The sequence below is a fragment of the Corynebacterium sp. USCH3 genome (genome assembly GCF_037619475.1).
Taxonomy (GTDB): Bacteria; Actinomycetota; Actinomycetes; order Mycobacteriales; family Mycobacteriaceae; genus Corynebacterium.
Genome location: NZ_JAQPZT010000006.1, coordinates 209704 through 234138 on the forward strand (window position 1 = coordinate 209704; position 24435 = coordinate 234138).

Consider the following 24435-nt stretch of genomic DNA (forward strand, 5'->3'; position numbering starts at 1 on the left):
GACATCATGACTGACACCTCCTCCAGCTTCCTCGCGCGCCTGAACGGCGGCAGCGAGAAGACCGCCCTGCTCTTCGGCGGTCAGGCCACCCCGTGGCGTCCCGCCTGCGCGCAGATCTCCGAGGACCCCGCCCTCGCCGGCGAGGTCCGTGACCTGATCGCCGCGTCGGACGACCTGCTCGCCCCCGTCGCCGCCGAGCTGACCGCCGCCACCGCCGGTGCCCTCTCGCTCGAGCGCCTCGCCGGGACCGGCTCCTTCGCCACCGCGGCGTCCGCCCCGGTCTCCGCCGCGCTGTCCGTGCCCGGCATCACCGCGGTGCAGTACGCCCAGCTCTCCGCACTCAAGGGTGCCGGGTACGACGCCGCGGCCGCCGTCGCCGACGGCCGTGCGACCGCGCTCGGGCACTCCCAGGGTGTGCTCGGTGCGGCCTTCGTCAACGACAACGGGCTCACCGACGCCCGGGTCTTCGCCGTCGCCCGCCTGATCGGCGCGGCCGCGGCACGCACCACCCGCTCCGCAGGATTCGCCGTCGGGGAGCACACCCCGATGCTCTCCGTGCGTGGGCTGGAGCGTTCCCACCTCGACGCCGTCATCGCCGACGCCGGCGTGGACGTCGAGGTCGCCATCCACAACGGCCGTCGCCGCTACATCCTCTCCGGTACCCCGGAGGACCTGGGTGTCGTCGAGCAGACCGTCCTGCAGCTCGGCGAGAAGGACGCCGCCGAGCTCGCGTCCAAGACCCGCGGCGGTGCCCCGCTGAACCCGCAGACCGAGTACCTCGAGGTCACCGTCCCGTTCCACCACAGCTCCATGGAGCCTGCCGTCGCGCAGACCGTGGCCTGGGCGGAGCGTTGCGGCCTGCAGGGCGCCGAGGCATTCGCCCGTGCCGTGCTCACCGACCACGTCGACTGGGTCGCCCAGGTCGCCGACGCCCGTGACGGTGGGGAACAGGGCGCCGACTGGTTCCTGGACCTCGGCCCCGGCGTCGTGGCCTCCCGGATCTCCTCCGACATCATCGAGGGCTCCGGCGCCGGCATCGTCGCCGCCGGCAGCCTCGACGACGTCGACACCCTCGCCGCCCCCGGCGGGGACCCCGAGCGCACCGTCGACTGGTCCACCTACGCCCCGCGCCTGCTCGACCTGCCCACCGGCCAGGTCGTGGAGACCGCGTTCTCGCGTCTGACGGGACGCTCACCGGTGCTGCTCGCCGGCATGACGCCGACCACCGTCGACCCGGAGATCGTCGCCGCCGCCGCGAACGCCGGCTACTGGGCGGAGCTCGCCGGTGGCGGACAGGTCACCGCCGAGGTCTTCGACGCCAACCTCACCAAGCTCAAGGGCCTGCTCGAGCCGGGCCGCGCCGTGCAGTTCAACGCCATGTTCATGGACCGTTACCTGTGGAACCTCCACTTCGGCGGTCAGCGTGTGGTCTCCAAGGCCCGCGAGTCCGGTGCCCCGCTGGACGGTGTCGTGATCTCCGCCGGCATCCCGGAGCCCGACGAGGCCCCCGAGGTCATCGGTGCGCTGCGCGAGTCCGGCTTCTCCCACATCGCCCTGAAGCCGGGCACCGTCAACCAGATCCGTGCCGGCCTGGGCATCGCCCGCCAGATCGAGGACACCGGCACCAGCATCATCCTCCAGGTCGAGGACGGCCACGCCGGTGGCCACCACTCCTGGGAGAACCTGGACGACCTGCTCACCGCCACCTACGCGGAGATCCGACGTCAGAAGAACGTCGTGCTCTGTGTCGGCGGCGGTATCGGCACCCCCGAACGCTCCGCCGACTATCTCTCCGGCGACTGGTCCGTCGCCCTCGGACTGCCGTCCATGCCCGTCGACGGCGTGCTCGTCGGTACCGCGGCGATGACCACCAAGGAAGCCAAGACCACCGACGAGATCAAGCAGCTGCTCGTCGACACCCCCGGTGTCGCCGACGAGACCGGTGCCGCCTTCACCGCCCCCAACGGCGGCTGGATCGCCCCCGGCCACTCCGCTGGCGGCGCGACCTCGGGCCTGTCCCACCTGCGTGCCGACATCCACGAGATCGACAACTCCGCGGCGAAGTGCATGCGTCTGATCCAGGAGGTCGGTGGCTCCCTCGAGGCCGTCAACGCCCGCCGTGACGAGATCATCGAGGCCATGGACAAGACGGCGAAGCCGTACTTCGGTGAGCTGGAGAAGATGACCTACGCGCAGGTCGTTCGTCGTTTCGCCGAGCTGAGCTTCCCGTGGGTCGACCCCTCCTGGCTGCAGCGCTTCCAGGAACTCCTGCAGCGTGTCGAGGCACGTCTGACCACCGCCGAGCACGGCCCGGTCGAGACCCTCTTCCCGACCGTGGAGTCCGCCGAGGACCCCGAGGCAGCCGTGGCGACCCTCGTCGCCGCCTACCCCTCGGCCGAGGTCGACACCCTGACCCCGCTGGACACCGCCTGGTTCATCGCCCTGTGCCGCAAGTACCCCAAGCCCATGGGTTTCGTTCCGGCCATCGACGAGGACCTGCTCGCCTGGTGGGGCAAGGACTGCCTCTGGCAGGCCCAGGACGACCGGTACTCCGCCGACCAGGTGCGCATCATCCCCGGTCCGGTGTCCGTCTCCGGCATCACCACCGTCGACGAGCCCGTCGCCGACCTCCTCGGACGTTTCGAGGAGGCCTGCCGCGCCCGCATCGCCGACAGTGACGCCACCACCGGGCCACTGAGCGCGTGGTCCCGGACCGAGGACGCGGCCGACGTCGCGTCCTTCCTCAAGGCCGTGCCCTACATCTCGTGGACCGGCCACCTCATGGACAACCCGGCCCACGTCATCGACGAGGACCGCTACGACCTGGTCGTGATCAACGACGGTGCCGACGGAAACCCCGTCAAGGTCACCATCGACCTGCACCTGGACACCTTCTGGGACGACACGGCCGCCGGCAGTGGCGACGCACAGGTCCACGCTGTCCGCAGCCTCCCCGTTCCGCTGGTCCTCGACACCACCAGCATCACCGGTGGCCTGCCCGTCGTGGATGAGGAGCGTCTGCCCGACACCATGTACGGCCTGCTCGCAGGTACGGCCGGTGTCGGCAACACCGCCGTCACCGGTGACGAGATCACCGCCATGCCGGCCAAGGTCGAGGGGTCCACCTCCGAGACCGCCCCCTTCGGCACGTTCAACTACACCTTCACGCTCACCGAGTCCCTCGGTTCCGAGCACGCCGGTGTCACCGGCGACGGCCTGGGCGACCTGTCCGAGGTCGGTGGCGGCGCCACCCGCGCCTCCATCGTCCCGGACGCCCTGCTGGGCACCTGCTGGCCGGCGATCTACGCCGCCCTGGGCTCCGCCATGGTCAACGACTACCCGGTCATCGAGGGCCTGCTCAACGCGGTGCACCTCGACCACACCGTGGCACTCGAGGTCTCCGCCGAGGAGCTCGCCGAGCGCGCCCCCTTCGAGATCACCGTGACCAGCTGGGCCGCCGGCATCGAGGAGTCCTCCTCCGGCCGCGTCGTCACCGTGCACCACCACATGCACGACGCCGGGGGCACCCTGCTGGGACGCCAGACCGAACGCTTCGCCATCCGCGGCCGTGCCTTCGGCACCACCCCGCCCGCCGAGCCGCAGCTCGCCGGTGGCACCGGTGCGGAGACCACCGACACCCCGCGTTCCACCCTGCTGCGTACCCGGGTGAACGCCCCGGCGGAGATGACCCCCTTCGCCTGGGTCTCCGGTGACTTCAACCCGATCCACACCAGCCACGTCGCCGCCCGCGTCGCCGGACTGCAGGCACCGCTGGTGCACGGCATGTGGCTGTCTGCCACCGCGCAGCACGCCGCGTCCGCCGCCGGCTCCGGCCACCACATCCTCGGCTGGACCTACCGCATGTTCGGCCTGGTGCAGCTGGGCGACCCGGTGGACATCCAGGTCGAGCGCACCGGCCGCGTCGCCGGTGGCGGACTGCTCCTCGAGGTGACCTGCCGCATCAACGACGAGCTGGTCTCCCAGGGCACCGCCGTCACCGCCGCACCGTCCACCGCGTACGTCTACCCCGGCCAGGGCATCCAGTCCACGGGCATGGGCCTGGACGAGCGCGCCGCCTCCAAGGCCACCGCGGCGGTCTGGGAGCAGGCCGACGCACACACCCGCGCGACCCTGGACTTCTCCATCCTCACCGTGGTCCGCGACAACCCCACGTCGCTGACCGCCAACGGGGTGACCTACCATCACCCGGACGGCGTCCTCTACCTCACCCAGTTCACGCAGGTCGCCCTGGCGACGCTGGCGCTGGCACAGACCGCCCGTCTGCGGGAGGCCGACGCCCTGGTCGCCGACGCCTACTACGCCGGTCACTCCCTCGGCGAGTACACCGCGCTGTCGGCCTACGCCGGCACCATCGAGCTGGAGACCGTGCTCGAGGTCGTGTTCCACCGTGGCTCCACGATGCACCACCTCATCCCGCGGGACGAGAACGGCCGCTCGAACTACCGCATGGGCGCCCTGCGTCCCAACCAGTTCGGTGTCGACGACGACCACGTCGTCGAGTACGTCAACTCCGTGGCCGAGGCCTCCGGTGAGTTCCTCGAGATCGTGAACTTCAACCTCGCCGGCGAGCAGTACTCCGTCGCCGGCACCGTCGCCGGGCTCGCCGCCCTGGAGAAGGACGCCGCCGAGCGGACCGCCGCCGCCGGTGGCAAGGGATCGTTCATGTTGGTCCCGGGCATCGACGTGCCCTTCCACTCGCGCGTCCTGCACCCCGGTGTGCCGGACTTCCGCGAGAAGCTCGACGACCTGCTCCCGGAGACCATCGACCACGAGGTGCTCGAGGGCCGCTACATCCCGAACCTCGTCGCCCGCCCGTTCGAGCTCACCCGCGAGTTCGTGCAGTCCATCCTGGACGTCGTCCCCGCCGAGCCCGCCCAGGAGATCCTGGACGACTGGGACGCCCGTACCACGGACGAGGCCGGACGTGCTGCGGTCGCCCGCACCCTGTTCATCGAGCTGCTCTGCTGGCAGTTCGCCTCCCCGGTCCGCTGGATCGAGACCCAGGACCTGCTGCTCGCCAGCGACCGTCTGGACATCGACGAGCTCGTCGAGATCGGTCTCGGTGCCGCCCCGACCCTGGCGAACCTGGCCACCAAGACCCTGAAGCTGGCCCGGTTCACCGGTGCCGACGTCGCCGTGCGCAACGTCCAGCGCGACGAGAAGCTGGTCTACCACGAGGACGTCCAGACCATCGAGGCCCCGGTCGACGAGCCGGCCGAGGCGGAGCGTGAGAGTGTGCCGACCGGTGACGTCGTCGCCGAGGCCCGCCCGGACGCCTCCGCACCGTCGCCCGCCGTCGACGAGGGCTACGCCACCCCGGAGCCCCCGGCACCAGCGGGTTCGGTCGAACGCCCCGCGGACCTGCCCTACAAGGCGTCCGACGCGATCAAGACCCTGCTGGCCTACGCCAACAAACTGCGCCCGGAGCAGATCGGCGGCGCCGACACCACCGGCACACTGACCAACGGCGTGTCCTCGCGGCTCAACCAGTTGCTCATGGACATCTCCGCCGAGCTGGGTCTGTCCAGCGTCGAAGGTGCCGCCGAGGCCGACGTCACGACCCTGTCCGCCACCGTGGACGCCGCCGCGCACAACTACGCGGCCTTCGGCCCGGTGCTCAGTGAGGCAGTGAAGGACCGGCTGCGCAAGCTCTTCGGTTCCGCCGGCGCGAAGGCCACCGCCATCGCCGACCGCGTCACCGGCACCTGGGAGCTCGGACCGGGCTGGGTCGACCACGCGACCGCGCAGATCCTGCTCGGTTCCCGCGAGGGGGCCTCCGCACGCGGTGGCGACCTGTCGACCCTGCCGACCTCCGCCACCTCGATGAACGACGTCAACGCCATCATCGACGAGGCGGTGTCCCAGGCCGGTGCCGCCCACGGCATCCCCGTGGCGAAGCCCAGCGCCGGTGGCTCCGGCGGAGGCACCGTGGACTCCGCGGCCCTCGACGCCTTCGCCGAGGAGGTCACCGGCGACGACGGTGTGCTGGCCAACCTGGCCCGCCACATCCTGCACGACCTGAACCTGGACGTGCCTGAGTCCGCGTCCTTCGCCGACCCCGAGGCCGACGAGACCGCCGCGATCCTGCAGGCCGTCAGCGAAGAACTCGGTGCGACCTGGCCCAAGCAGGTTGCCCCGGTCTTCGACGAGCGACGCGCCATCCTCATCGACGACCGCTGGGCCACCGCCCGCGAGGACATCGCCCGTCTCGCCGCCGGTGAGGAGATCGCGGAGTCCGCGACCTTCCGCGGCACCGGCGAGACCGTCGCGAAGCACGCCGACTGGTGGGCCGGTCACACCGCCGACGACCAGTTGGCGGCCCGCTTCACCAGCATCGCCGCCGACGCCCGCGACGAGGAGACCGCCGGCGACTTCGCCGGACAGGTCGCCGTCGTCACCGGTGTCACCCCCGCCTCCATCGCCGGTGGCGTGGTCGGCGACCTGCTGTCGCAGGGAGCCACCGTGGTCATCACCGCGTCCCGGATCAGCGCTGCACGCCTGGAGTTCATCAAGAAGCTCTACCGGGAGCACGCCTCGGCGGACGCGAAGATCTGGCTCGTTCCGGCGAACCTGTCGAGCTACCGTGACATCGACGCCCTGGTTGACTGGATCGGCAACGAGCAGACCGAGACCGTCGGTTCCGAGAAGAAGCTGGTCAAGCCGGCGCTCGTCCCGGATCTTTTCCTGCCCTTCGCTGCGCCGTCGGTCTCCGGCACGGTCGAGGACGCCGGTGGAAACGCCGAGACCCAGGCCCGTCTGCTGCTGTGGAGCGTGGAGCGTTCCTTCACCGCGCTGTCCCGCATCGGGCACGAGGCCAACCTGGCGCACCGCCTGCACGTGGTGCTGCCCGGCTCCCCGAACCGCGGAACCTTCGGCGGCGACGGTGCCTACGGTGAGACCAAGGCCGCGTTCGACGCCATCTGCAACAAGTGGTCCAACGAGCCGTGGGCGGAGCGCGTCACCATCGCCCACCCGCGCATCGGCTGGGTCTCCGGGACCGGCCTGATGGGCGGCAACGACCCGCTGGTCGACGCCGCCGTCGAGGCAGGCGTGCGTGTGTGGACCCCGTCCGACATCGCCGGTGAGCTGGTCCGTCTGTGCTCCTCCGAGATCCGCGCCGCCGCGTCCATCGGACCGGTCGACGCCGACCTCACCGGTGGTCTGGACAAGATCAACCTGACCGAACTGCGCGACCAGGCACTGGCCGACGGCGCCTTCGACAACGCCGGTGCCGGTGCAGCTGCCGAGGCTGCCGAGGCCCCGGTCACCGTCAACGCGCTGCCGTCGCCGGTGCGGGCCTCCCAGCCCGTCGCCGGAGACGTCCGTGGTACGGGTGACTCACAGGACGAGGCCTGGGGCGAGGTCACCGCCGACCTCGACGACATGGTCGTCGTCGTCGGACTCGGTGAGGTCAGCGCCTGGGGCTCCGGACGCACCCGCTTCGAGGCCGAGTACGGTGTCCAGGCCGACGGGTCGGTGGACCTCACCGCCGCCGGGGTGCTGGAACTGGCCTGGATGACCGGCCTGCTGACCTGGAAGGACACCCCGGTCGCCGGCTGGTACGACGCCAAGGGCGAGATCGTCCCGGAGGAGGAGATCTTCCCGCGCTACCGGGACGAGGTCGCCGCCCGCGCCGGTGTGCGTACCTTCGTCGACGACGTCGCGCTGGAGGACGTGCACACCCCGCAGGCCGCGGAGATCTTCCTCGACCGTGAGGTCAGCTTCTCCGTGGACTCCGCCGAGGACGCCCAGTCCTTCGTCGAGGCCGACCCGAACTTCACCCGGGCGACCCTGGACGAGGAGACAGGCGAGTGGTCCGTCACCCGTCTGCCGGGTGCCCGGGCCCGTGTGCCCCGTCGTGCGACCCTGGCACGCAAGGTCGGCGGCCAGTTCCCGACGGACTTCGACCCCACCCGCTGGGGCGTGCCGGCCTCGATGGTCGAGGCCATCGACCGGATCGCCGTGTGGAACCTCGTCGCCACCGTCGACGCCTACCTCTCCGCCGGCTTCACCCCGGCAGAGATCCTGCAGGCCGTCCACCCCTCGGACGTCGCCATGACCCAGGGCACCGGTTTCGGCGGCATGACCTCGATGCGCAAGCTCTTCGTCGACCGCTTCCTGGAGGAGGACATCCCGTCCGACATCCTGCAGGAGACCCTTCCCAACGTCGTCGCCGCGCACACCATGCAGGCGTACGTCGGCGGCTACGGTGCGATGATCCACCCGGTCGGGGCCTGCGCCACCGCCGCGGTCTCCGTCGAGGAGGGCGTGGACAAGATCAAGCTCGGCAAGGCCGACTTCGTGGTCGCCGGTGCCACCGACGACATGTCCGTGGAGTCGATCAGCGGGTTCGCCTCGATGAACGCGACCGCCAACTCGGACGCCATGGCAGCCAAGGGTCTCAACGAGCGCTTCTACTCCCGGGCCAACGACCGTCGTCGCGGCGGCTTCGTCGAGGCCCAGGGTGGCGGCACGATCCTGTTGACCCGTGGCTCGGTCGCGGCGAAGCTGGGCCTGCCCGTGCAGTCCGTGGTCGGCTACGCGGCGTCCTTCGCCGACGGTGCGCACACCTCCATCCCGGCCCCGGGCATGGGTGCGTTGGCCGCCGGTCGAGGTGGCCAGGGCTCGAAGCTGTCGAAGGAGCTCTCGAAGCTCGGTGTCAGCGCCGACGACATCTCCGTGGTGTCCAAGCACGACACCTCGACCAACGCCAACGACCCGAACGAGTCCCGCCTGCACACCCGCCTGGCGAAGGCCATGGGCCGTACCGAAGGCAACCCGATGTACGTCGTCTCCCAGAAGACGCTCACCGGTCACGCCAAGGGTGGTGCCGCCGTCTTCCAGACCGCCGGCCTGGGCGACATGTTCCGGACCTCACGCATCCCGGCGAACCGCTCGCTGGACTGCGTGGACCCGGAGATGGCGTCCGCGCCGAACCTGGTGTGGCTGCGCGAGCCGCTGCAGCTCAACCGCACGATCAAGGCCGGTCTGCTGACCTCCCTGGGCTTCGGCCACGTGTCCGCGCTGATGGCGCTGGTGCACCCGGAGGCATTCCGGGTTGCTGTCGCCAACCAGCTCGGTGAGGACGCAGCGAAGAAGTGGGTCGCCACCGCATCCGCACGCCTGCGCGCCGGTGTGCGACGCCGTGAGGCCGGCATGCTGGGCCACCGCGCCCTGTTCGAGGAGATCGAGCACCGTCGCTTCGCCGACGACGTCTCCATCGACGACGCTGAGCCGGCGATGCTGCTCGACCCGCAGGCCCGCGCCGGCGAGGACGGGCTGCTGCGGTGACCGGGTCCTCCTTCGTGGTCGGTGTCGGGATCGACGTGGTCGACATCCCGTCGTTCGCCGAGCAGCTCGACATGCCGGGGTCGCGGTTCGCCGCGTCCTTCACCGGGGCCGAGCGACGCACCTGCGCGAAGCAGGCGCAGACCAGTGGCAACGAGGCCCAGCATCTCGCGGCCCGTTGGGCGGCGAAGGAGGCCTTCTACAAGGCGTGGACCGCGGCGGAGGCCGGGGACGAGATTCCCGGTGCGACGATGGACTGGTCACAGATCGAGGTGGTCAAGGACCGCTGGGGTCGACCGTTCATCCGCCTGCACGAGCCGCTGGCGTCCGTGGTCTCCGGTGCGATGTCCCGCCACTTCGGTGGCGGTGCCCCGGGGAACACGGACAACGGGCACGCCGTCTGGCACCTGAGCCTGTCGCATGACGGGCCGGTCGCCCAGGCCTTCGTGGTCGGGGAGTGGCGGCGGATGTAAGTCTGCCCCTGCCCCCGGGCTACCGTCGTGCCCCGTCCGTCCGGGAAAAGTCTGCGCCCGTGCACCTGATCTCCCTGATCAGGCGCACGGGCGCAGACTTCTCTTCCGTGCTCCGGGGTGCTTTGTCATCTGAGTCACCGCCCAGGTCAATAAACGGTCGTGTACTGACCTGGGCGGTGACTCAGATGCATCCGTGAGGCGGCCAGGGGGCTGTTCTTCCGACGGAGCCCCGAAAGTATGGGACGATTCAGGCGAGAACGGGCGACAAGAGGAGACAGTGCCATGACCAACTCGTGGGGTCGGATCCCCGAGACTCCTGCCCTGCCGCAGCCCCGACGGCGGACCGGGCTCATCGTGGGGGTCGTCGTCGCTGTCGTCGCCGCTGTGGTCCTCGTCGCCGTCGGTGGGTGGTATTTCCTGTGGGACGCAGACGAGGACGGCGACAGGTCCGCCCCTCAGGCGTTCACCGCCGTGCCGACCTCCGCGGCAACGTCGACATCCCCCTCGTCGACGCCGGAGTCCAGGGTTGTCGACACCGTGACCGTCACTGCAGAACCGGAACCGGAGCTCGGGCAGGAGCCTTCATCAGGTACCTCCCGCGGGCATTCCGGCGGAGGCCTGCGCTGCGACGGCCGCAATGTTCTCGTCGTCACCTCCGTCATGAGCAACAGCCCGTCCTTCGACCGGGAGGTGGACACCGCACTGGCGGCGAACCCGGGTGCTGTCGTCCTTGCGCCGGGGACGTGTGCGTCGCTGCGGCCGGAGGTCGACGGAGCCGGGGTCTACGCTGTCGTCGTCGACTACGGCGATGACGTGGACGGCCTGTGTTCCGCCGAGGCCTCGGGTCGGGGGAACTCGCGGGTGCTGGACAACGAGGCGTCGTACCGGTCACCGTGTTGAGAGCCCCTGTCTGCTGACCCCTGCGGTGGCTCAGACGACTGGCAGGAGACTGCTACCGCCGTCCCATGGGTCAGGGACGACGACGCCAAGGACAGCAGGCAGACTCCGGAGTATGACCACGAATGACAGGCGAGGCCTCAGACACCGGTTCCGCCGCGGAAGAGCGCCGTGGAAACTCAACACCCCGGACACTCCCACGGCACGCTGGTCGGTGCGCGACCATCTCGGGGAGCAGACGGGCAGGTTCCGCCGGGTCAGGCCCTGAGCCGCTCCGCACGCAGCCGGGCCACCTCGCCGTCGAGCTGGGTGGCGAAGGCACCGGTCAGCTCGGGGAGCTCATCGACGGTGGTGCCCATGGCAGCGGCAAGCAGCAGGTCAGCGAGCTGCGGGTTCCGGGCGAGCACCGGGCCGTGCATGTAGGTCGCCACCACGGACCCCTGCACGGCACCTTCGAAGTACACTTCCTTCCCTGCCCGGTCATGTCCCAGCCCTGCAGAGAGGGCACCGTGGGCGTCGGTGTTGCCGACACCTTCGGTGACGTAACCCAGGGGAGTGGCGTCGGCGCCCAGCAGGGTGGCCCCCTGGTGGTTGGCGAAGCCGGTCAGCGGCTCGGTCAGCACCCCGGCGGTGCCCAGGGAACCGGCGGTCACCCCGAACCCCTTCAGGTTCGGGTCGGAGCGCAGCTCACCGATCATGCGGTTCTGCAGTGAGGACGTCGTCGCGTCGATGAGCCCGAGGCCGTCGACCATCCGGTCGGAGGCGCGGAAGGACGTACCGAAGACCTGCAGACCGGCGCAGATGGCGAGGACGGGGCGTCCTGCCTGCACCGCGCGTGCCATCGCGCCGTCGGCGATCAGGTGCTCGGCGGCGAGGATCTGGGCCACGTCCTCGCCACCACCGACGGTGTAGATGTCGAGGGTCTCCGGCACCCCGTCACCGAGGGTGATGGGGTGGAGCTCCGCGGTGATGCCGCGCATCCGGGCGCGTTGGCGCAGGACCAGGGCGTTGCCGTCATCGCCGTAGGTGCCGAGCACGTCGGGCAGGACGAGGCCGATGTTCAGGGTCGCTTCACGGGCGGCGTTCACTGGGAGATCTCCTTCTGCAGGTCCTTGCGCAGGTCACGGAAGGCGGTGTAGTTGGCCAGCACCTCCACACGACCGGGTGGGCAGGCGCGGACGGCGGCGAGGGGGTCGGCGGTGTCGGCCACCGTCTGGTGCTCGACCCCGGCGTAGCCGAGCCGGACCGCCAGGTCGGCCGAGCGTTCACCGGCGGCGACGACCTTGAGGTCCTCGAAGTTCTCGAACTTCACGTCCCACAGCCAGGACAGGTCCTGACCGTCGGCGACCTGCCCGTTGACGGCGATGACGAGGCTGTCGGCCGACCGGTCGACCATGGACAGAGCTTCCTGCCAGCCCGCCGGGTTCTTGGCGAGCAGCAGGTGGATCTCGCGACCGTCCAGGTTGACGGTGGAGTAGCGTCCGGCGACGTCGTCGACACGTTCGGCGGCGGCCAGCGCGGACGTCTCGTCGACACCGAGGGCGACGGCGGCGGCGATTGCCTGGGCGGCGTTGCCACGGTTGGCGTTGCCCGGCAGCTTCAACGACATCGGCATGAGTTCCCCGGACGGCGTGGTCAGCCCCTCGGGGCTGATGGTCCAGGTGGGGGTCGGGCGGCGGAACTCGCGACCGTCCGGCAGCGTCTTCACTGCGAACCAGTCCGGTGAGCCGTCCGCCTTCTCCGTGCGCACCACCGCGCCACCGGTGCGGGGACAGGAGGTGGAGTCGCCGGTGAAACCGACGCCGGCAGAGACCCACACCACGTTCGGGCAGTCCCACGCCACGGAGGTGACCTGGACGTCGTCACAGTTGGCGACGACGGTCATGTCCGGGCGCTTCTCCACGCACTCGCGCAGGACGCGTTCGATCTTGTTGATCTCGCCGACGCGGTCGAGCTGGTCACGGGACAGGTTCAGCAGGACCAGAACGTCGCAGTCGAGCTTCCCGGCGATCGCGGGGACGTGGAGTTCGTCGACCTCCAGGACGATGCGGTCGCGGCCACGCCCCGCCAACAGGGCGGAGATGACACCGGCGTCCATGTTGTCGCCGCCGTCGTTGGTGGCGACGGTGCCCAGGGTGCGGACCGCCTCGGCGAGCATCCGGGTCGTCGTGGACTTCCCGTTGGTGCCGGTGACGATGGTGCAGGGGCGTCCGTCGCCGAGCTGCTCCATGAGTTTGGGGTCAATGACGTTGGCGATGAGCCCGCCGATCATGCCTCCGGAACCGCGGCCGGTCTTCTTCGATGCCCAGGTCGCGATGTCTGCGGCACGCACAGCGAGTGAGGTCAACACACCCATTGCTTCGATCACCCTTGTTTCTGGTTCGGTTTCTGGTTCGGTTTCTGGTTCTGGTTCTGCTTCTGGCGGTTCTGGTTGCCGCCGCCGGACCGGCCGGAGCCCCGCCGTCGGCGCCGCCGGGTGGAGGAGGACCGCCCAGACCCGTCACCGGCGGTTTTCCCGGACGGTGCCGGTGTGCCCGACGGACCGGACGAGGACGTGTCGGTGCCGGAGGAATCGGACGCCTGACCACGCTGGCCGGCGCTCTTGCCACCCTGGCCACCCTGGCCACCCTGGCCGCCTTGACCACCCTGACCGCCGCGCCCGCGTCCGCCACGGGACTGGGTCCTGCTCCGGTTACGGTTCTGGTTCCGACCCTGGTTCCGTCCTTTCCCGCGCTGCGGGGCAGGAATCCGCGGAGTGGCGGGGCGGGCGTCCGGCACCGCGATCTCGGTGGACCCGGCGGCGACGTCGTCCAGGGCGGCGAGGAACTCGTCGTCGGTGAACAGGGGGATGTTCTTGCGCTCGCCGTGCATCGCCTTGCCCCGCAGCTCGTGGCTGCGGTTGCAGACGACCAGGCTGGAGGTCCGGTTGAGCTTCTCGCTGTACACCAGGCCGGCGCGGGTCGCGGCGCTGATCAGGACATCCGGGTCCACGCCGACGTCCGGGCTGACGACAACCTCCATGCCCTGCACGAGGTGCGCACCGTCGGGCGTCCCGGGGTTGCCGAAGGGGCGCGGAGACGTTGTCGCGTCCACCCGCACGGTGCTGCGTTGCAGGCCGAAACGGTCGGCGGTGAGGTCAGCCGGATCCGCGACAGCGAGGCCGCCGGGCGTGTTGTCCGGTGTGCCCGCGGCGAGCGTCCGCTGGATGTCGACGAGGGGGAAGAGGATCCGGGTGTCGGCGAGCAGGAGGTCGTCGGCGACGACGTCGGCGCGTTCGAGGCTCGCGATCGGCCCCAGCTGCGGCAGTGTGTCGTCGGGCAGGACGAGTCCGTGGTCCCGGCCGTAGTATCCGGCGATGCTGCGCAGCCGCGGGTTCTCCACCGGGACCCCGGCACGGCGGGCCGATGCGAGGGTGTCGATGATGCGCGTCGGCGTCGGGACGGCGATCTTCTTCGGACGCCGCTGGTTGCGGCGTCGGCCCCGCGGGTTGTTCCGCTGGTTGCCACGGTTGGCGGCGCGCTGGGCGCGACGGTACTCGAACTGGATGAACCCCCACGTCAGTGTGGTGTTGTGGCAGATGAGCGTGCGCCCGTCGATCAGCTCGAACAGGAGCGGTGCCACGGTGGCGAATCCCGGGGCCTGGCCGAGGTCGGCCTCGGTGTACCCGTGCAGGTGCCAGGGGCCGGGGTCCTCGCCGGGGTTGATCTGCTGGACGATGCCGGTGACCGACGTCGCGTCCTCGGCAGGTGTCTCCCCGGGGGAGCCTGCGGTGGCGGAGCCCGCCTGGGCCGAGGCGGGACGGTTCCCGCTGAACCGGACCAGCTCACCGTCGGCGGTGTGGAAGGTCGCGGCGAAGGCGACCATCCGGGAGGTGCTGGGGTGGATGCCCGACGTGGCGACGGTGAGTTCGACGAAGGGCGCGTCCTCCACGCTCGGCAGGGAGCCGTGGAAGGTCTTCGGCAGGTTGCGGAAACCGGGCCTCGGAGGATTCTGCGTGGCAGGGGGAGTGTCATCCGCGGCTGCCGCAGCAGGGGCGGCGTCCTGCCCGGCCTGCTCGACGGTCTGGGCGGACGGGGGTGCGGAGCGTCGGTGAACCTGACGACGCCGTCGTCGGGAACGGCCCTGCCCGCTTCGCGGGGCGCCGTCGGCGGCGTCGGGGCCGGAACCGGGGGAAGTCATGGAGGACATCATACGTTCCGCTGTGCCACCGGTGCTAAGGCTCCCGAACTTCGGGGCTGTCGGTGGTGAACCACACCGCGATCCAGTTGTCGGGGTTGTCGCCGCCGAGTTCCGCCGAGACGGCCTGGCGGATCCCGTGCCACTCGGTCAGCGGACGTGGCGGGGTGTCGGGGGAGACGCGGAAGGCGATCTCCACCTGGCGGGAGCGTCCGACCTGCGCGGCGTAGACGTCCGCACCGAGGAACCCTTCCTCGGCGACGACGCGGTCAGCGACCGCGCGACCTTCGGCATGCAGGTCCGGCGGGGTGACCAGGGCGATCTCGGACAGGGCGCGCACCAGGGTACGCAGGGGGACGGGGATCAGTACCGTCGCGACGATGATCAGCACGACCGGGTCGACGTAGGGCATGAGGTGCGCGTAGGACGTCCCGTCGATGACCATGCCGATGACGAACGCGATGAGCAGCGCCCCGGTCACCCCGGCGCTCATCACCCAGCCCTTGACGTCCATGGCGACGAGTGCGGACCCGATCGTCCGGTTGGCGCGGTGCTCGGCGACGGCGGTGACACCGGCCAGCAGCAGGACGACGACCGTGTAGACCACCGCAGGCCCGAACTCCACCTCGCGTCCACCGTCCAGCACGGCGGTGACCGCCTGGAGGAGGGCGTACCCGGCGACGGACATCATCACCACCGCGTTCAGACACAGCACCAGTGGCTCGAAGTGCCAGAACCCCATGCTGAAGCGGCGGGAGAGCCCGCGGGCGGTCGAGTCGGCGATCAGCCCGGCGAGGACGATCGACACGACCGACATCACGGCGTCGACCAGGGAGAAGACGCCGTCGAACATGATCGCCGAGGAGCCGGACACCAGGCCGAAACCGATGCCGAGGCAGGACAGGATCAGGACGGAGACCAGCGAGACCCGCAGGGCCTGTTGTTCGGTACGCACGGGATACCTCGGTACGAAGACGCGGTGAGAAGAGCGGGCAGGCCAGTCAGGCCGACCGCCGGCCCGTCGGGTACAGGGGCTCAGATCCCGCCGGGGACACTCTGGGCGACCGGCTCCTTGGCGTGGGCACGGTTCACACCCGAGGTGATCGCCTTCAGGGAGGCGTAGGTGATGGAGCCGGCGATGCCGACACCCCAGACCTGCTGACCGTCGATCTCGGCCAGGACGTAGGCGGCGGCCTCGGCGTCGTCACCGGCGGTACGGGCGTGCTGGGAGTACTCCTGGACCTCCACGTCGACCCCCAGGGACTCCAGGGCGTTGCAGTACGCGGCGATCGGGCCGTTGCCGCGGCCCTGGACGGTCCGCGCCGACCCCTCCCACTCGACCTCGGCGGTGACCTTGGTCTCGGAGCCTTCGGTCTGCGGCCCGTCGACGGTCACGGAGATCTGCTCCAGCGGGGCGGTACGCTCCAGGTACTCGCCGGTGAAGATGTCCCACATCGCCTTGGAGTTGACCTCGCCGCCCTCGGCCTCGGTGACGGCCTGGACGACGCCGGAGAACTCGACCTGCATCGGGCGGGGCATGTCGATACCGTGGTCGGTCTTCATGATGTAGGCCACGCCGCCCTTGCCGGACTGCGAGTTCACCCGGATGACGGCCTCGTAGCTGCGGCCGATGTCCTTCGGGTCGATCGGCAGGTAGGGCACCTCCCACTGGATCTTGCGGAACTCCTCCTCCGAGATCTCGTTGGCGTGGTGGCCGGGGGCGACGATGTCGGCCAGGGCGTCGATGCCCTTGTTGATGGCGTCCTGGTGGGAGCCGGAGAACGCGGTGAAGACCAGGTCGCCGCCGTAGGGCTGACGCTCGGGAACGACCAGCTGGTTGCAGTACTCCACCGTGCGTCGGATCTCGTCGATGTCGGAGAAGTCGATCTGCGGGTCGACGCCCTGGGTGAACATGTTCAGACCCAGCGTGACCAGGTCGACGTTGCCGGTGCGCTCACCGTTGCCGAACAGGCAGCCCTCGATGCGGTCCGCGCCGGCCATGTACCCCAGCTCCGCGGTGGCGACGCCGGTGCCGCGGTCGTTGTGCGGGTGCAAGGACAGAATCACCGAGTCACGGTGCGAGATGTTGCGGCTCATCCACTCGATGCCGTCGGCGTAGACGTTCGGGGTGATCATCTCCACCGTGGACGGCAGGTTGATGATGATCGGGTTCTCCGGCGTCGGCTCCATGATCTCGATGACCGCGTCGCAGACCTCACGCGCGTACTCGACCTCGGTACCGGTGTAGGACTCCGGGGAGTACTGCCAGCGCCAGGTGGTGTCGGGGTAGTCCTTGGCGACCTCCTTGATCAGCTCCGCAGCGTCGGTCGCCAGCTTCTTGATGGCGTCCTTGTCCTTACGGAAGACCACACGACGCTGCAGGATCGAGGTGGAGTTGTAGAAGTGCACGATCACGTTCTTCGCGCCCTCGCAGGCCTCGAAGGTACGGCGGATCAGGTGCTCGCGGGCCTGGACCAGGACCTGGATGGTGACGTCCTCGGGGATCATGTCGTTCTCGATGATCTCGCGGACGAAGTCGAAGTCGGTCTGGGAGGCGGACGGGAAACCGACCTCGATCTCCTTGTAGCCCATGCGGACCAGCAGGTCGAACATCCGGCGCTTGCGCTCCGGACTCATCGGGTCGATCAGCGCCTGGTTGCCGTCGCGCAGGTCGACCGCACACCACTGCGGTGCGGTGTCGATGACCTTGTCCGGCCAGGTGCGGTCCGGCAGCTGGAAGTGCTCGACCTCGGTGAAGTGCGGCTGGTAGCGGTGTACCGGCATCTGGGAGGGACGCTGCTTGTTCCAGGGCTTCTGGCCTGCGGGGATCTCACCGGCGGGGGTGGAGATGCGGGCGGGGGCCGAGATGAAGGAATCGGTGGGGGTCATGGTGGTGCTCCTTGGATCGGTGGAAGGAAGAAATGGTCATCACCGACCGGCACGACTCAACTCCGCGACGGGGAGCCGGTCGGTTTTTCAGAACCTGACCCCGCCGCGGCAGAGAAGGAGGAGCTGCGCGCGCGAGTTACTCATGGCGACCACCATAACACGGTGACGGGCGCGGTGTGCAAGGCGTCAGTGTGACGGGAGTTACTGGGCGCCGGGGGCGGGACGGGGCCGGTTCCGGGACGGTAGTGTGGTCGACCGTGAAGAGTTCAGTGTTCGCAGGTCCGGACGCTGCCCGCCGGGGTGGGCCGCGCGCTGCGTCGGCGACGGCGCCCACCGCCGGAGTCACGGGCGTCGTCGCCGGGGTGGTGACGGTACTGACCGGGGCCGTGCAGTTCATCGTGATGGCGGTGTGGGGCGGCCGCGCCGGCCACGGTCTGCGCGAGACCCTCATGCAGTGGGACGCGTACTGGATGACGATGATCTCGGAGCACGGCTACACCGGTTTCGTGATGTCGCCCGACAACGCCGACCCGGTCGAATGGGAGTCGGTGGCGTTCTTCCCCGGGTATCCCGTGCTGGTACGCATCGTGGCCGCACCGATGGCGGTGCTGGACGTGGCTGACGCGACGTATCTCGCGGCGTTGCTGGTGTCGGCGGTCTGCACCGTCGTCCTGGCGTGGGGTGTGTCGATGCTGGCGGTGCTCGTCTGGCACCGGTGTCCGCCGCGCCGGGCCGGTGGTGACGTGGACCGTAGGACGGTGGTCGTGCTGTCCGCCGCGGCGACGGTGCTGGCGGTGGGCGCCCCGATGGGGATCGTCTACTGGATGCCGTACTCCGAGAGTCTGTTCACCGCCCTGACGGTGTGGGCGCTGTATTTCTTGCTGCGGCGCCGGTACGTCCTCGCCGGCGTGCTGACCATGCTGGCTGGTGCGACCAGACTGACCGCCGCAGCCCTGATCCTCACCCTGTGTGTCACGGCGGCCGTGGAACTGTGGCGGTGGTGGCGCCACCGGGAGTCGGCGGTGTTCCCTGCCGCGGCGTGCGTCGCCCCGGTCGTGGGATCCCTCGGCATCGCCACGTACCTGGCCTGGGCGGACGGGAAGGTCGCGGAGATCGGCGGGTACTTCTCCGCGCAGGAGCGTGGGTGGCATTCCGGGGTGGACATGGGTGCGGCGAGCCTGCGGTGGGTCGCCGGCAACCTGCCCGGCGACCTGACCGGCTACACGGTCTCGAGCTGGTCGATCATCCTCGTGTCCCTGTTGTGCGTCGTGTCGCTGTGGATGGTGTGCACCGGGCGCATCCCCTGGCAGGTGTGGCTGCCTGCGGTCGTCCTGGCAGGCATCGTCCTGGGGTCGGACGGGATCATGCACTCCCGTCCGCGGCTCCTGCTGGTGCCGGTGCTCCTGCTGACACTTCCCCTGGTCGTCGGGCTGGTACGGGTCTGGAGGACCGCGACACGGCCACAGGCGGTCGCCACCGCGGGCGTGGCGTTGGGGGCCGGCGCGGTGCTGTGGTGCGCACTGGGGTTCTGGGTGTCAGGGGAGATGCTCATCGATTTCGAGTACGCGATCTGAGCGACCTTCCGTCACCGTCGCGCAGGTCAGTGGGCGGGGTCGTCCTGCGCCCGTTCCTCCGCCTGTTCCTTGCGACGCCGCAGCCGCCACCGCCGGCGGCTCATGTCGCGGGCCAGCGTCATCGGTTGACGCAGCTTCTTCTGCGTCGCCCACGACAGGTCCTGCATGCCGGGCAGGACCCACCCCCGCCAGTAGGCGGTGATCATCAGGCCGGCACCGAGGAACGGTGAGACGATCAGCCCGACGAGGAACACCGGGAAATCGCCTGCGACCCCGGACTGGTCCAGCGCGTAGATTCCGACCATGACCGCGGCGGTGAGTATCGCCGGGGTGGCGTACAGTGTCGCCCCGCCGAAGATCGCGGGCACCGACCCGGTCATCACGTCGCGGATCATGCCGCCGCCGACCACGGTCAGTACCCCGAGGAACAGGGCGGACGACCACGGCAGGCCATTGGCCAGTGCTTTGGTGGAGCCGGTCGCGGCCCACACACCGAGGACGACGGCGTCGCCGTGGACGCGGAAGATCTCCCAGCCGCGGGAGTTCATGTGGATCATCGTCGAGACCACGGCCCCGGCCAGTGCGAGGCCGAAGTAGCGCATGTCCTGCATCGCCGCCGGGGGCCCGTTGTCGATGAGGACGTCGCGGATCATGCCCCCGCCCAGCGCGGTGATGATGGACAGGAAGATGATCCCGATGAAATCCAGGTTGCGGGCGCGGGCGATGATTGCCCCGATCATCCCGTAGAGCACCACCCCGATCAGGTCGAGCGTCTCGTAGACCGTCCTGATCGACGGGTCGACAAAGTCCATGCCGACGAGAATATCCTCCCCGGGGAAACTACTCCACGCCGCGTCGCGACAGCACCACGGTGGACACGACCATCACGACCAGGGCGCCCGCCATGATAAGCCACTGTGCGCCCTCGACCTGGAACCGTTCACCGAGGACCAGGTAGCCGAGGATGAAGGCCACGATCGGCTCCGTGATGGTCATGGCGGGCAGTGAGTTCTTCAGTGCACCAGCATTGAAGCTGGCCTGTTGGACCAGCGTGCCGATGACGGCGCAGGCCACCAGGCCGTAGGCCTCCCAGCTGGTCAGCAGGGCGGGGATCCCCTCCTGGTTGAAGATGTTGACGACCGACTTCGAGAGCACGGCGAGGTAGCCCATGATCGCGCCGGTCACCGCACCCAGGATCAGCGCGCGGGTGCGCAGACGGAGCCGGGTGGCCAGCCACATCAGACCGATGAGGATGACCACCCCGACCCCCAGGGTGACCATCCACCGGCTCAGCGGGGGGAAGTCGATGCCGGGCAGGGGGCGCCCCCACACCACGACCACGCCGACGGCGACGGTGAGCAGCGCCGCCCACGCCATCTCGGGACGTGAGACGCGACGACCGTCGAAACGGGCGGCCAGCGGCAGGGTGAACATCAGGGACAGGACGAGGATCGGTTGGACGACCAGCAGCGTCCCGAAGCCCAGTGCGACGATCTGCAGCCCGTAGGCCGACAGCGCGCAGAACACGCCGGCCCACCACTTCGGGCGGGCGACGGCGGCGAGGACCGGGGTCCCGTGGGCGTTGTCGCGATCGCCTGATGTCTGTTCGGCGACCTGGTGCCGGAGAATGGTTCCCCAGGCGACGGTGAGGGCTGACAGGAGGGCGAAGACGACAGCGAGCAGGTTGCTGTGCATCATCAGCACCTCAGACTAGTCGCTGATTCACAGCGACGTGCCAGCGGCCTTAACTTCCGGCCTAACTTCCGGCCCTACTTCTGGAAGTACTCCTCGATCTTGTCGAGCATGTACATCGCGGAGTAGAAGTCGATGCGGAAGGTCTCGCCGCCGAACTCGAAGATGCGGTCGTTCTCCACGGCATAGGCGTTGCGTGCGGTGGGCTTCTCCTCCAGGACCTCCTTGATCGGCTTGCTCTCGTCGGCGTTGGTGGCGAAGACGGTCTTGCCGGTCAGAGCCTTGTCCAGGTTCTCGTCGGTGACCTGCACCACGTCGGTGCGTCCGGCGAAGTTGCCGTCCTTGCGGACCAGGTCGTCGCCGGGGACGTCGAGGTCCCAGCCGAGTTCCTCGAGGATGCGGCCCTGGGCGGACTCGCCGGTCATGAAGTTCACGCCGCCGTCCTGCGCGGGCAGGATGAACTGGACGGGCTGCTCGGGCTCCTCGATGTTGTCGGCGACCTCGGCGGCGCGGTCCGTGAACTCCTGGACGGCGGCGTCGGCCTCCTCCTCGTGGCCGGTGATCTCACCGAGCTGGGTGGTGACCTCGGTCCAGTCCTTGTCGGAGTAGTCCAGGACGACGGTGGGGGCGAGGTCCTGCAGACGCTCGGCCAGGTCCGGGGCGGCGTCGGCGCCGAAGGCGGAGACGATGATGAGGTCGGGGTCCTCGGCGGCGATCTTCTCGAAGTCCGGCTCCAGCTGCCCGATCTCCTTGACACCACGCTCATCGGCGACATCGGCCCACTGGGAGAAGAAACCCTTGTCGTCGGAGGTCGGTCCCGGGCTCGCGGCACCGGAGGCGATGACCGGGGCGTCGATGGAGAGCAGGCTGCCGGTCAGCGTCACCGAGGTGGAGACGATCTTCTCGGGCTTGGCCGGGATCTCGACCTCGTCGGTCCTGTCGGTGGGCTGGCCGTTGTCCACGGCGATCGAGTCGACGGTGCGCGGCCACTCGCCCTGCGACTCAGAGGATGACTCAGAGGATTCAGACGCCGATTCGGAGGCGGAACCGGTGGCGTCCGAGGACGAGCTGTCGTCGTCGCTGGAGCAGGCGACGAGGCTGGCGGCGACGCCGGAGGCGACGAGGGTGCCGACGATCCGTCGACGCAGGGTGGGCAGGTGGGTCATGGGTTCTCTCCCTTGATGTGAACAGGATGACGGTCGACGACCGTCAAGCAGGTTGTGCGGGGAACATGTTATCCACCCCACCGGACTTCGGGTAGGGGGTATTTCAGGTGATGCTAACCTCGGTACCGTTGCTCATCGTCCGCCGACACCACCATCAACAGTGAGGACCTCCCCGACGTGCCACGTATCAGCCGAGACACCGACATCTACCCGATCACCATGCGTGAACTGGAGGTGCTCAGGATCGAGGACGTCACCCCCGGCATGCGCCGCGTCGTCTTCGGCGGCGAGGGGCTGCACGCCCACGTCCGCGACGGGGAGGACGTCCCGGCGATCGTCTCGGACGGCTTCGACGACGACATGCGCATGATCTTCCCGCACCCCGCCACCGGGGAGCGTCCGTACCCTGCCTCCCTGGGTGACGGGCGTCTGGACTGGACCGCCGAGGTCAACGAACTGTTCCGGACGTACACGGTGCGGTCCTGGGAACCGGACGCCGGCGAGTTCGGTGAACTCGTCGTCGACTTCGCCCGTCACGGCGCCGGACTGGCGGAGGGGTGGTCGTCCACGGCTGCGGTGGGGGACCGTGTCTACGCCGCCGGCCCGAAGAACTGCGCCTCGCTGCCGGTGCACACCGACTGGCTGCTGCTCATCGGCGACGAGACCGCGCTGCCCGCCATCGGACGGTGCCTGGAGGAAACGCCGGCAGGGCACCGGGTGGTGGCCGTGGTCGAGGTCGCCGACCGCGCCGACATTCAGCCGGACCTCGCCGAGGTCGCGTGCGCGGGGTCGCTTGACCTGCGGTGGGTCGTGCGCGCCGAGGGTGGGGACTTCACCGAGGTCGTGTCCGCCCTGGGCGACCAGCGCGACACGCTGCCCGCCGGGACGCCGTTCGTCTGGGCCGGTGGCGAGGCCGGGCGGTTGAAGACCGTGCGCCGTTTCGTCAAGGACCTCGGCGTACCACGCGAGCACGTGCAGATCACCGGGTACTGGCGGAAGAATGACGCGCCGGCGGCTGTGCCGGGAGACGGGGCAGACGGCGGCGGGGACGCCGGTGCCACCGGTGCCACGGCGACAGGCGACGGTGCCGGAACGTCGAGCATCTCCGTGCTGATGCAGCTCCACGAACTCACCGAGATCGCGCCGGGACTCGCTCTGCAGGCCGCGGCGCGACTGCGGCTGTTCGAGACCGTCGACGCTGCCATGGACTCCGCCGGTGGTCCCGCCCCGGTCAGCGCCGTCGCCGCCGCGGTGGGGGTGGACGAGCCGCTGCTCATCCGTTTCCTGCGCTACCTCGAGTCCGTCGACCTGCTGTCGATCGGTGCCGACGGTGCCGATGGTGCAGCGACCGTCCGGCTGACCACCCTCGGCACGGAACTGGCGGACCCGGACGGCGTGGTCTCCCGGTTGACGGGGCCGGATGCCCTGCAGTCCCTGACCTGGCTGCATCTGGACCATGGGCTGCGCACCGGACGACCGGTGGACGTCGGTCCCCACGGCGACTGGGTGTCGGTGAAGGAGCAGAACCCGGCGCTCGCCGACGCCGCGGCGGACTCCGAGGCCACCCGCGCCCAGTGGGTCGCCCCGGCGCTGGCACGCCAGTTGGGGGCACTGCCGGGCGGTGCCCCGTCGAGCATCGCTGTCGCCGGAGCCGCCGAGGGCGTCGCGGCCGCCGTCTACGCCGATGAACTCCTGCGCGCCGACGACGACCTGACGGTCAGCGTCCTGACGCTCGCGGACGGGTGTCCCCGGGAGCGCCTGCTCCGGGAGGTCGGCAACGCACGACGTCCCCGCGTGGAGGCGCGCGACTGGGACGGCGCCGTCGCCGGAGCGACCTCCGGTACCGTCGCCGATGCCGTCATCCTGCTGGACCCCTTCGGACTGCGCACGCCACAGGACGTCCCAGCCCTGCTCGCCGAGGCGGCGGCGACGGCGAGGACCGTCGTGGTCGTCACCCGTCTGCTCGCCGAGAGCGGGGAGGAGGACCACGACTACGAGGAGGACCTCACGCGGATGCTGGTCAACGGACGCAGCCTGCCGACGGCCCGTGACATGTCCCGTGCGGTGGCCGACGCCGGCCTGGTCGGGGTGGCCGACATGCCGGTCGGGTGGGGCAGTCACGCCGTCGTCGTCACGCGGGGATGACAGACCCGGTGACCGACCCGGCGACAGTGGTCCGGGGGCGCGTGACGGCCACCACAGCCGGGTTCCGGGCGGCCCCGGTACTCAGGTACTCTGTCTAGGGTCTGAGCAATAATC

13 protein-coding genes are annotated in these 24435 nt (G+C 69.8%); 5 read left to right on the forward strand and 8 right to left on the reverse strand.

The window, feature by feature from the left end; genetic code table 11:
- The first annotated feature begins 6 nt into the window (after positions 1-6).
- From PQI66_RS13830 to PQI66_RS13840, 3 genes are all read left to right on the forward strand, one after another.
- Positions 7-9312 (forward strand): fatty acid synthase subunit beta domain-containing protein, encoded by a 9306-nt coding sequence (locus PQI66_RS13830; protein ID WP_339999103.1) that lies wholly within the window; start codon positions 7-9, stop codon positions 9310-9312.
- Positions 9309-9782 (forward strand): holo-ACP synthase AcpS, encoded by a 474-nt coding sequence (acpS, locus tag PQI66_RS13835; protein ID WP_339999104.1) that lies wholly within the window; start codon positions 9309-9311, stop codon positions 9780-9782. Before PQI66_RS13830 ends, acpS begins: the two co-directional genes overlap by 4 nt.
- Positions 9783-10064: 282 nt before the next feature.
- Complete coding sequence (locus PQI66_RS13840) at positions 10065-10682, forward strand: hypothetical protein (protein ID WP_339999105.1); 618 nt, start codon at positions 10065-10067, stop codon at positions 10680-10682.
- Positions 10683-10936: 254 nt separating this feature from the next.
- On the opposite strand, the gene PQI66_RS13845 is transcribed toward PQI66_RS13840, so the two are convergent.
- From PQI66_RS13845 to leuA, 5 genes are all read right to left on the reverse strand, one after another.
- On the reverse strand, positions 10937-11767 hold the full coding sequence (locus PQI66_RS13845; RefSeq protein ID WP_339999106.1) for a type 1 glutamine amidotransferase: 831 nt from the start codon (positions 11765-11767) through the stop codon (positions 10937-10939).
- Positions 11764-13035 (reverse strand): MurT ligase domain-containing protein, encoded by a 1272-nt coding sequence (locus PQI66_RS13850; protein WP_339999184.1) that lies wholly within the window; start codon positions 13033-13035, stop codon positions 11764-11766. The genes PQI66_RS13845 and PQI66_RS13850 overlap by 4 nt, the downstream gene beginning before the upstream one ends.
- 8 nt (positions 13036-13043) lie before the next feature.
- Positions 13044-14858: a DNA polymerase III subunit epsilon gene (locus PQI66_RS13855; protein WP_339999107.1), complete on the reverse strand. Its 1815-nt coding sequence runs from the start codon at positions 14856-14858 to the stop codon at positions 13044-13046.
- Between the two features lie 34 nt (positions 14859-14892).
- Complete coding sequence (locus tag PQI66_RS13860) at positions 14893-15810, reverse strand: cation diffusion facilitator family transporter (RefSeq protein ID WP_339999108.1); 918 nt, start codon at positions 15808-15810, stop codon at positions 14893-14895.
- Between the two features lie 80 nt (positions 15811-15890).
- The gene (leuA, locus tag PQI66_RS13865) at positions 15891-17744 is read right to left on the reverse strand and encodes a 2-isopropylmalate synthase (RefSeq protein WP_339999109.1); all 1854 of its coding nucleotides are present in this window, start codon (positions 17742-17744) and stop codon (positions 15891-15893) included.
- Between the two features lie 257 nt (positions 17745-18001).
- Here leuA and PQI66_RS13870 point away from each other — a divergent pair, with 257 nt between their 5' ends.
- Entirely contained in the window at positions 18002-19318 is a 1317-nt protein-coding gene (locus PQI66_RS13870; protein WP_339999110.1) for a hypothetical protein, read from the forward strand.
- Positions 19319-19344: 26 nt separating this feature from the next.
- On the opposite strand, the gene PQI66_RS13875 is transcribed toward PQI66_RS13870, so the two are convergent.
- The 3 genes from PQI66_RS13875 to fepB all read right to left on the reverse strand — a co-directional run bounded on the left by PQI66_RS13875 (position 19345) and on the right by fepB (position 22176).
- Entirely contained in the window at positions 19345-20130 is a 786-nt protein-coding gene (locus PQI66_RS13875; protein ID WP_339999111.1) for a trimeric intracellular cation channel family protein, read from the reverse strand.
- A gap of 28 nt (positions 20131-20158) precedes the next feature.
- Complete coding sequence (locus PQI66_RS13880) at positions 20159-21013, reverse strand: DMT family transporter (RefSeq protein WP_339999185.1); 855 nt, start codon at positions 21011-21013, stop codon at positions 20159-20161.
- Positions 21014-21087: 74 nt separating this feature from the next.
- A complete protein-coding gene (gene fepB, locus PQI66_RS13885; protein ID WP_339999112.1) occupies positions 21088-22176 on the reverse strand; it encodes a Fe2+-enterobactin ABC transporter substrate-binding protein in 1089 nt (362 codons plus the stop codon).
- A 177-nt stretch (positions 22177-22353) separates the two neighbouring features.
- On the opposite strand from fepB, the gene PQI66_RS13890 reads away from it, so the two are divergent.
- On the forward strand, positions 22354-24321 hold the full coding sequence (locus PQI66_RS13890; RefSeq protein ID WP_339999113.1) for a siderophore-interacting protein: 1968 nt from the start codon (positions 22354-22356) through the stop codon (positions 24319-24321).
- Positions 24322-24435 lie beyond the last annotated feature (114 nt).

Coding starts and splice junctions, on each gene's coding strand:
- PQI66_RS13855 (WP_339999107.1), bottom strand. CDS start 14,858: ATGACTTCCCCCGGTTCCGGCCCCGACGCCGCCGACGGCGCCCCGCGA.
- PQI66_RS13875 (WP_339999111.1), bottom strand. CDS start 20,130: ATGGACTTTGTCGACCCGTCGATCAGGACGGTCTACGAGACGCTCGAC.
- fepB (WP_339999112.1), bottom strand. CDS start 22,176: ATGACCCACCTGCCCACCCTGCGTCGACGGATCGTCGGCACCCTCGTC.
- PQI66_RS13830 (WP_339999103.1), top strand. CDS start 7: ATGACTGACACCTCCTCCAGCTTCCTCGCGCGCCTGAACGGCGGCAGC.
- PQI66_RS13840 (WP_339999105.1), top strand. CDS start 10,065: ATGACCAACTCGTGGGGTCGGATCCCCGAGACTCCTGCCCTGCCGCAG.
- PQI66_RS13880 (WP_339999185.1), bottom strand. CDS start 21,013: ATGCACAGCAACCTGCTCGCTGTCGTCTTCGCCCTCCTGTCAGCCCTC.
- PQI66_RS13850 (WP_339999184.1), bottom strand. CDS start 13,035: ATGGGTGTGTTGACCTCACTCGCTGTGCGTGCCGCAGACATCGCGACC.
- leuA (WP_339999109.1), bottom strand. CDS start 17,744: ATGACCCCCACCGATTCCTTCATCTCGGCCCCCGCCCGCATCTCCACC.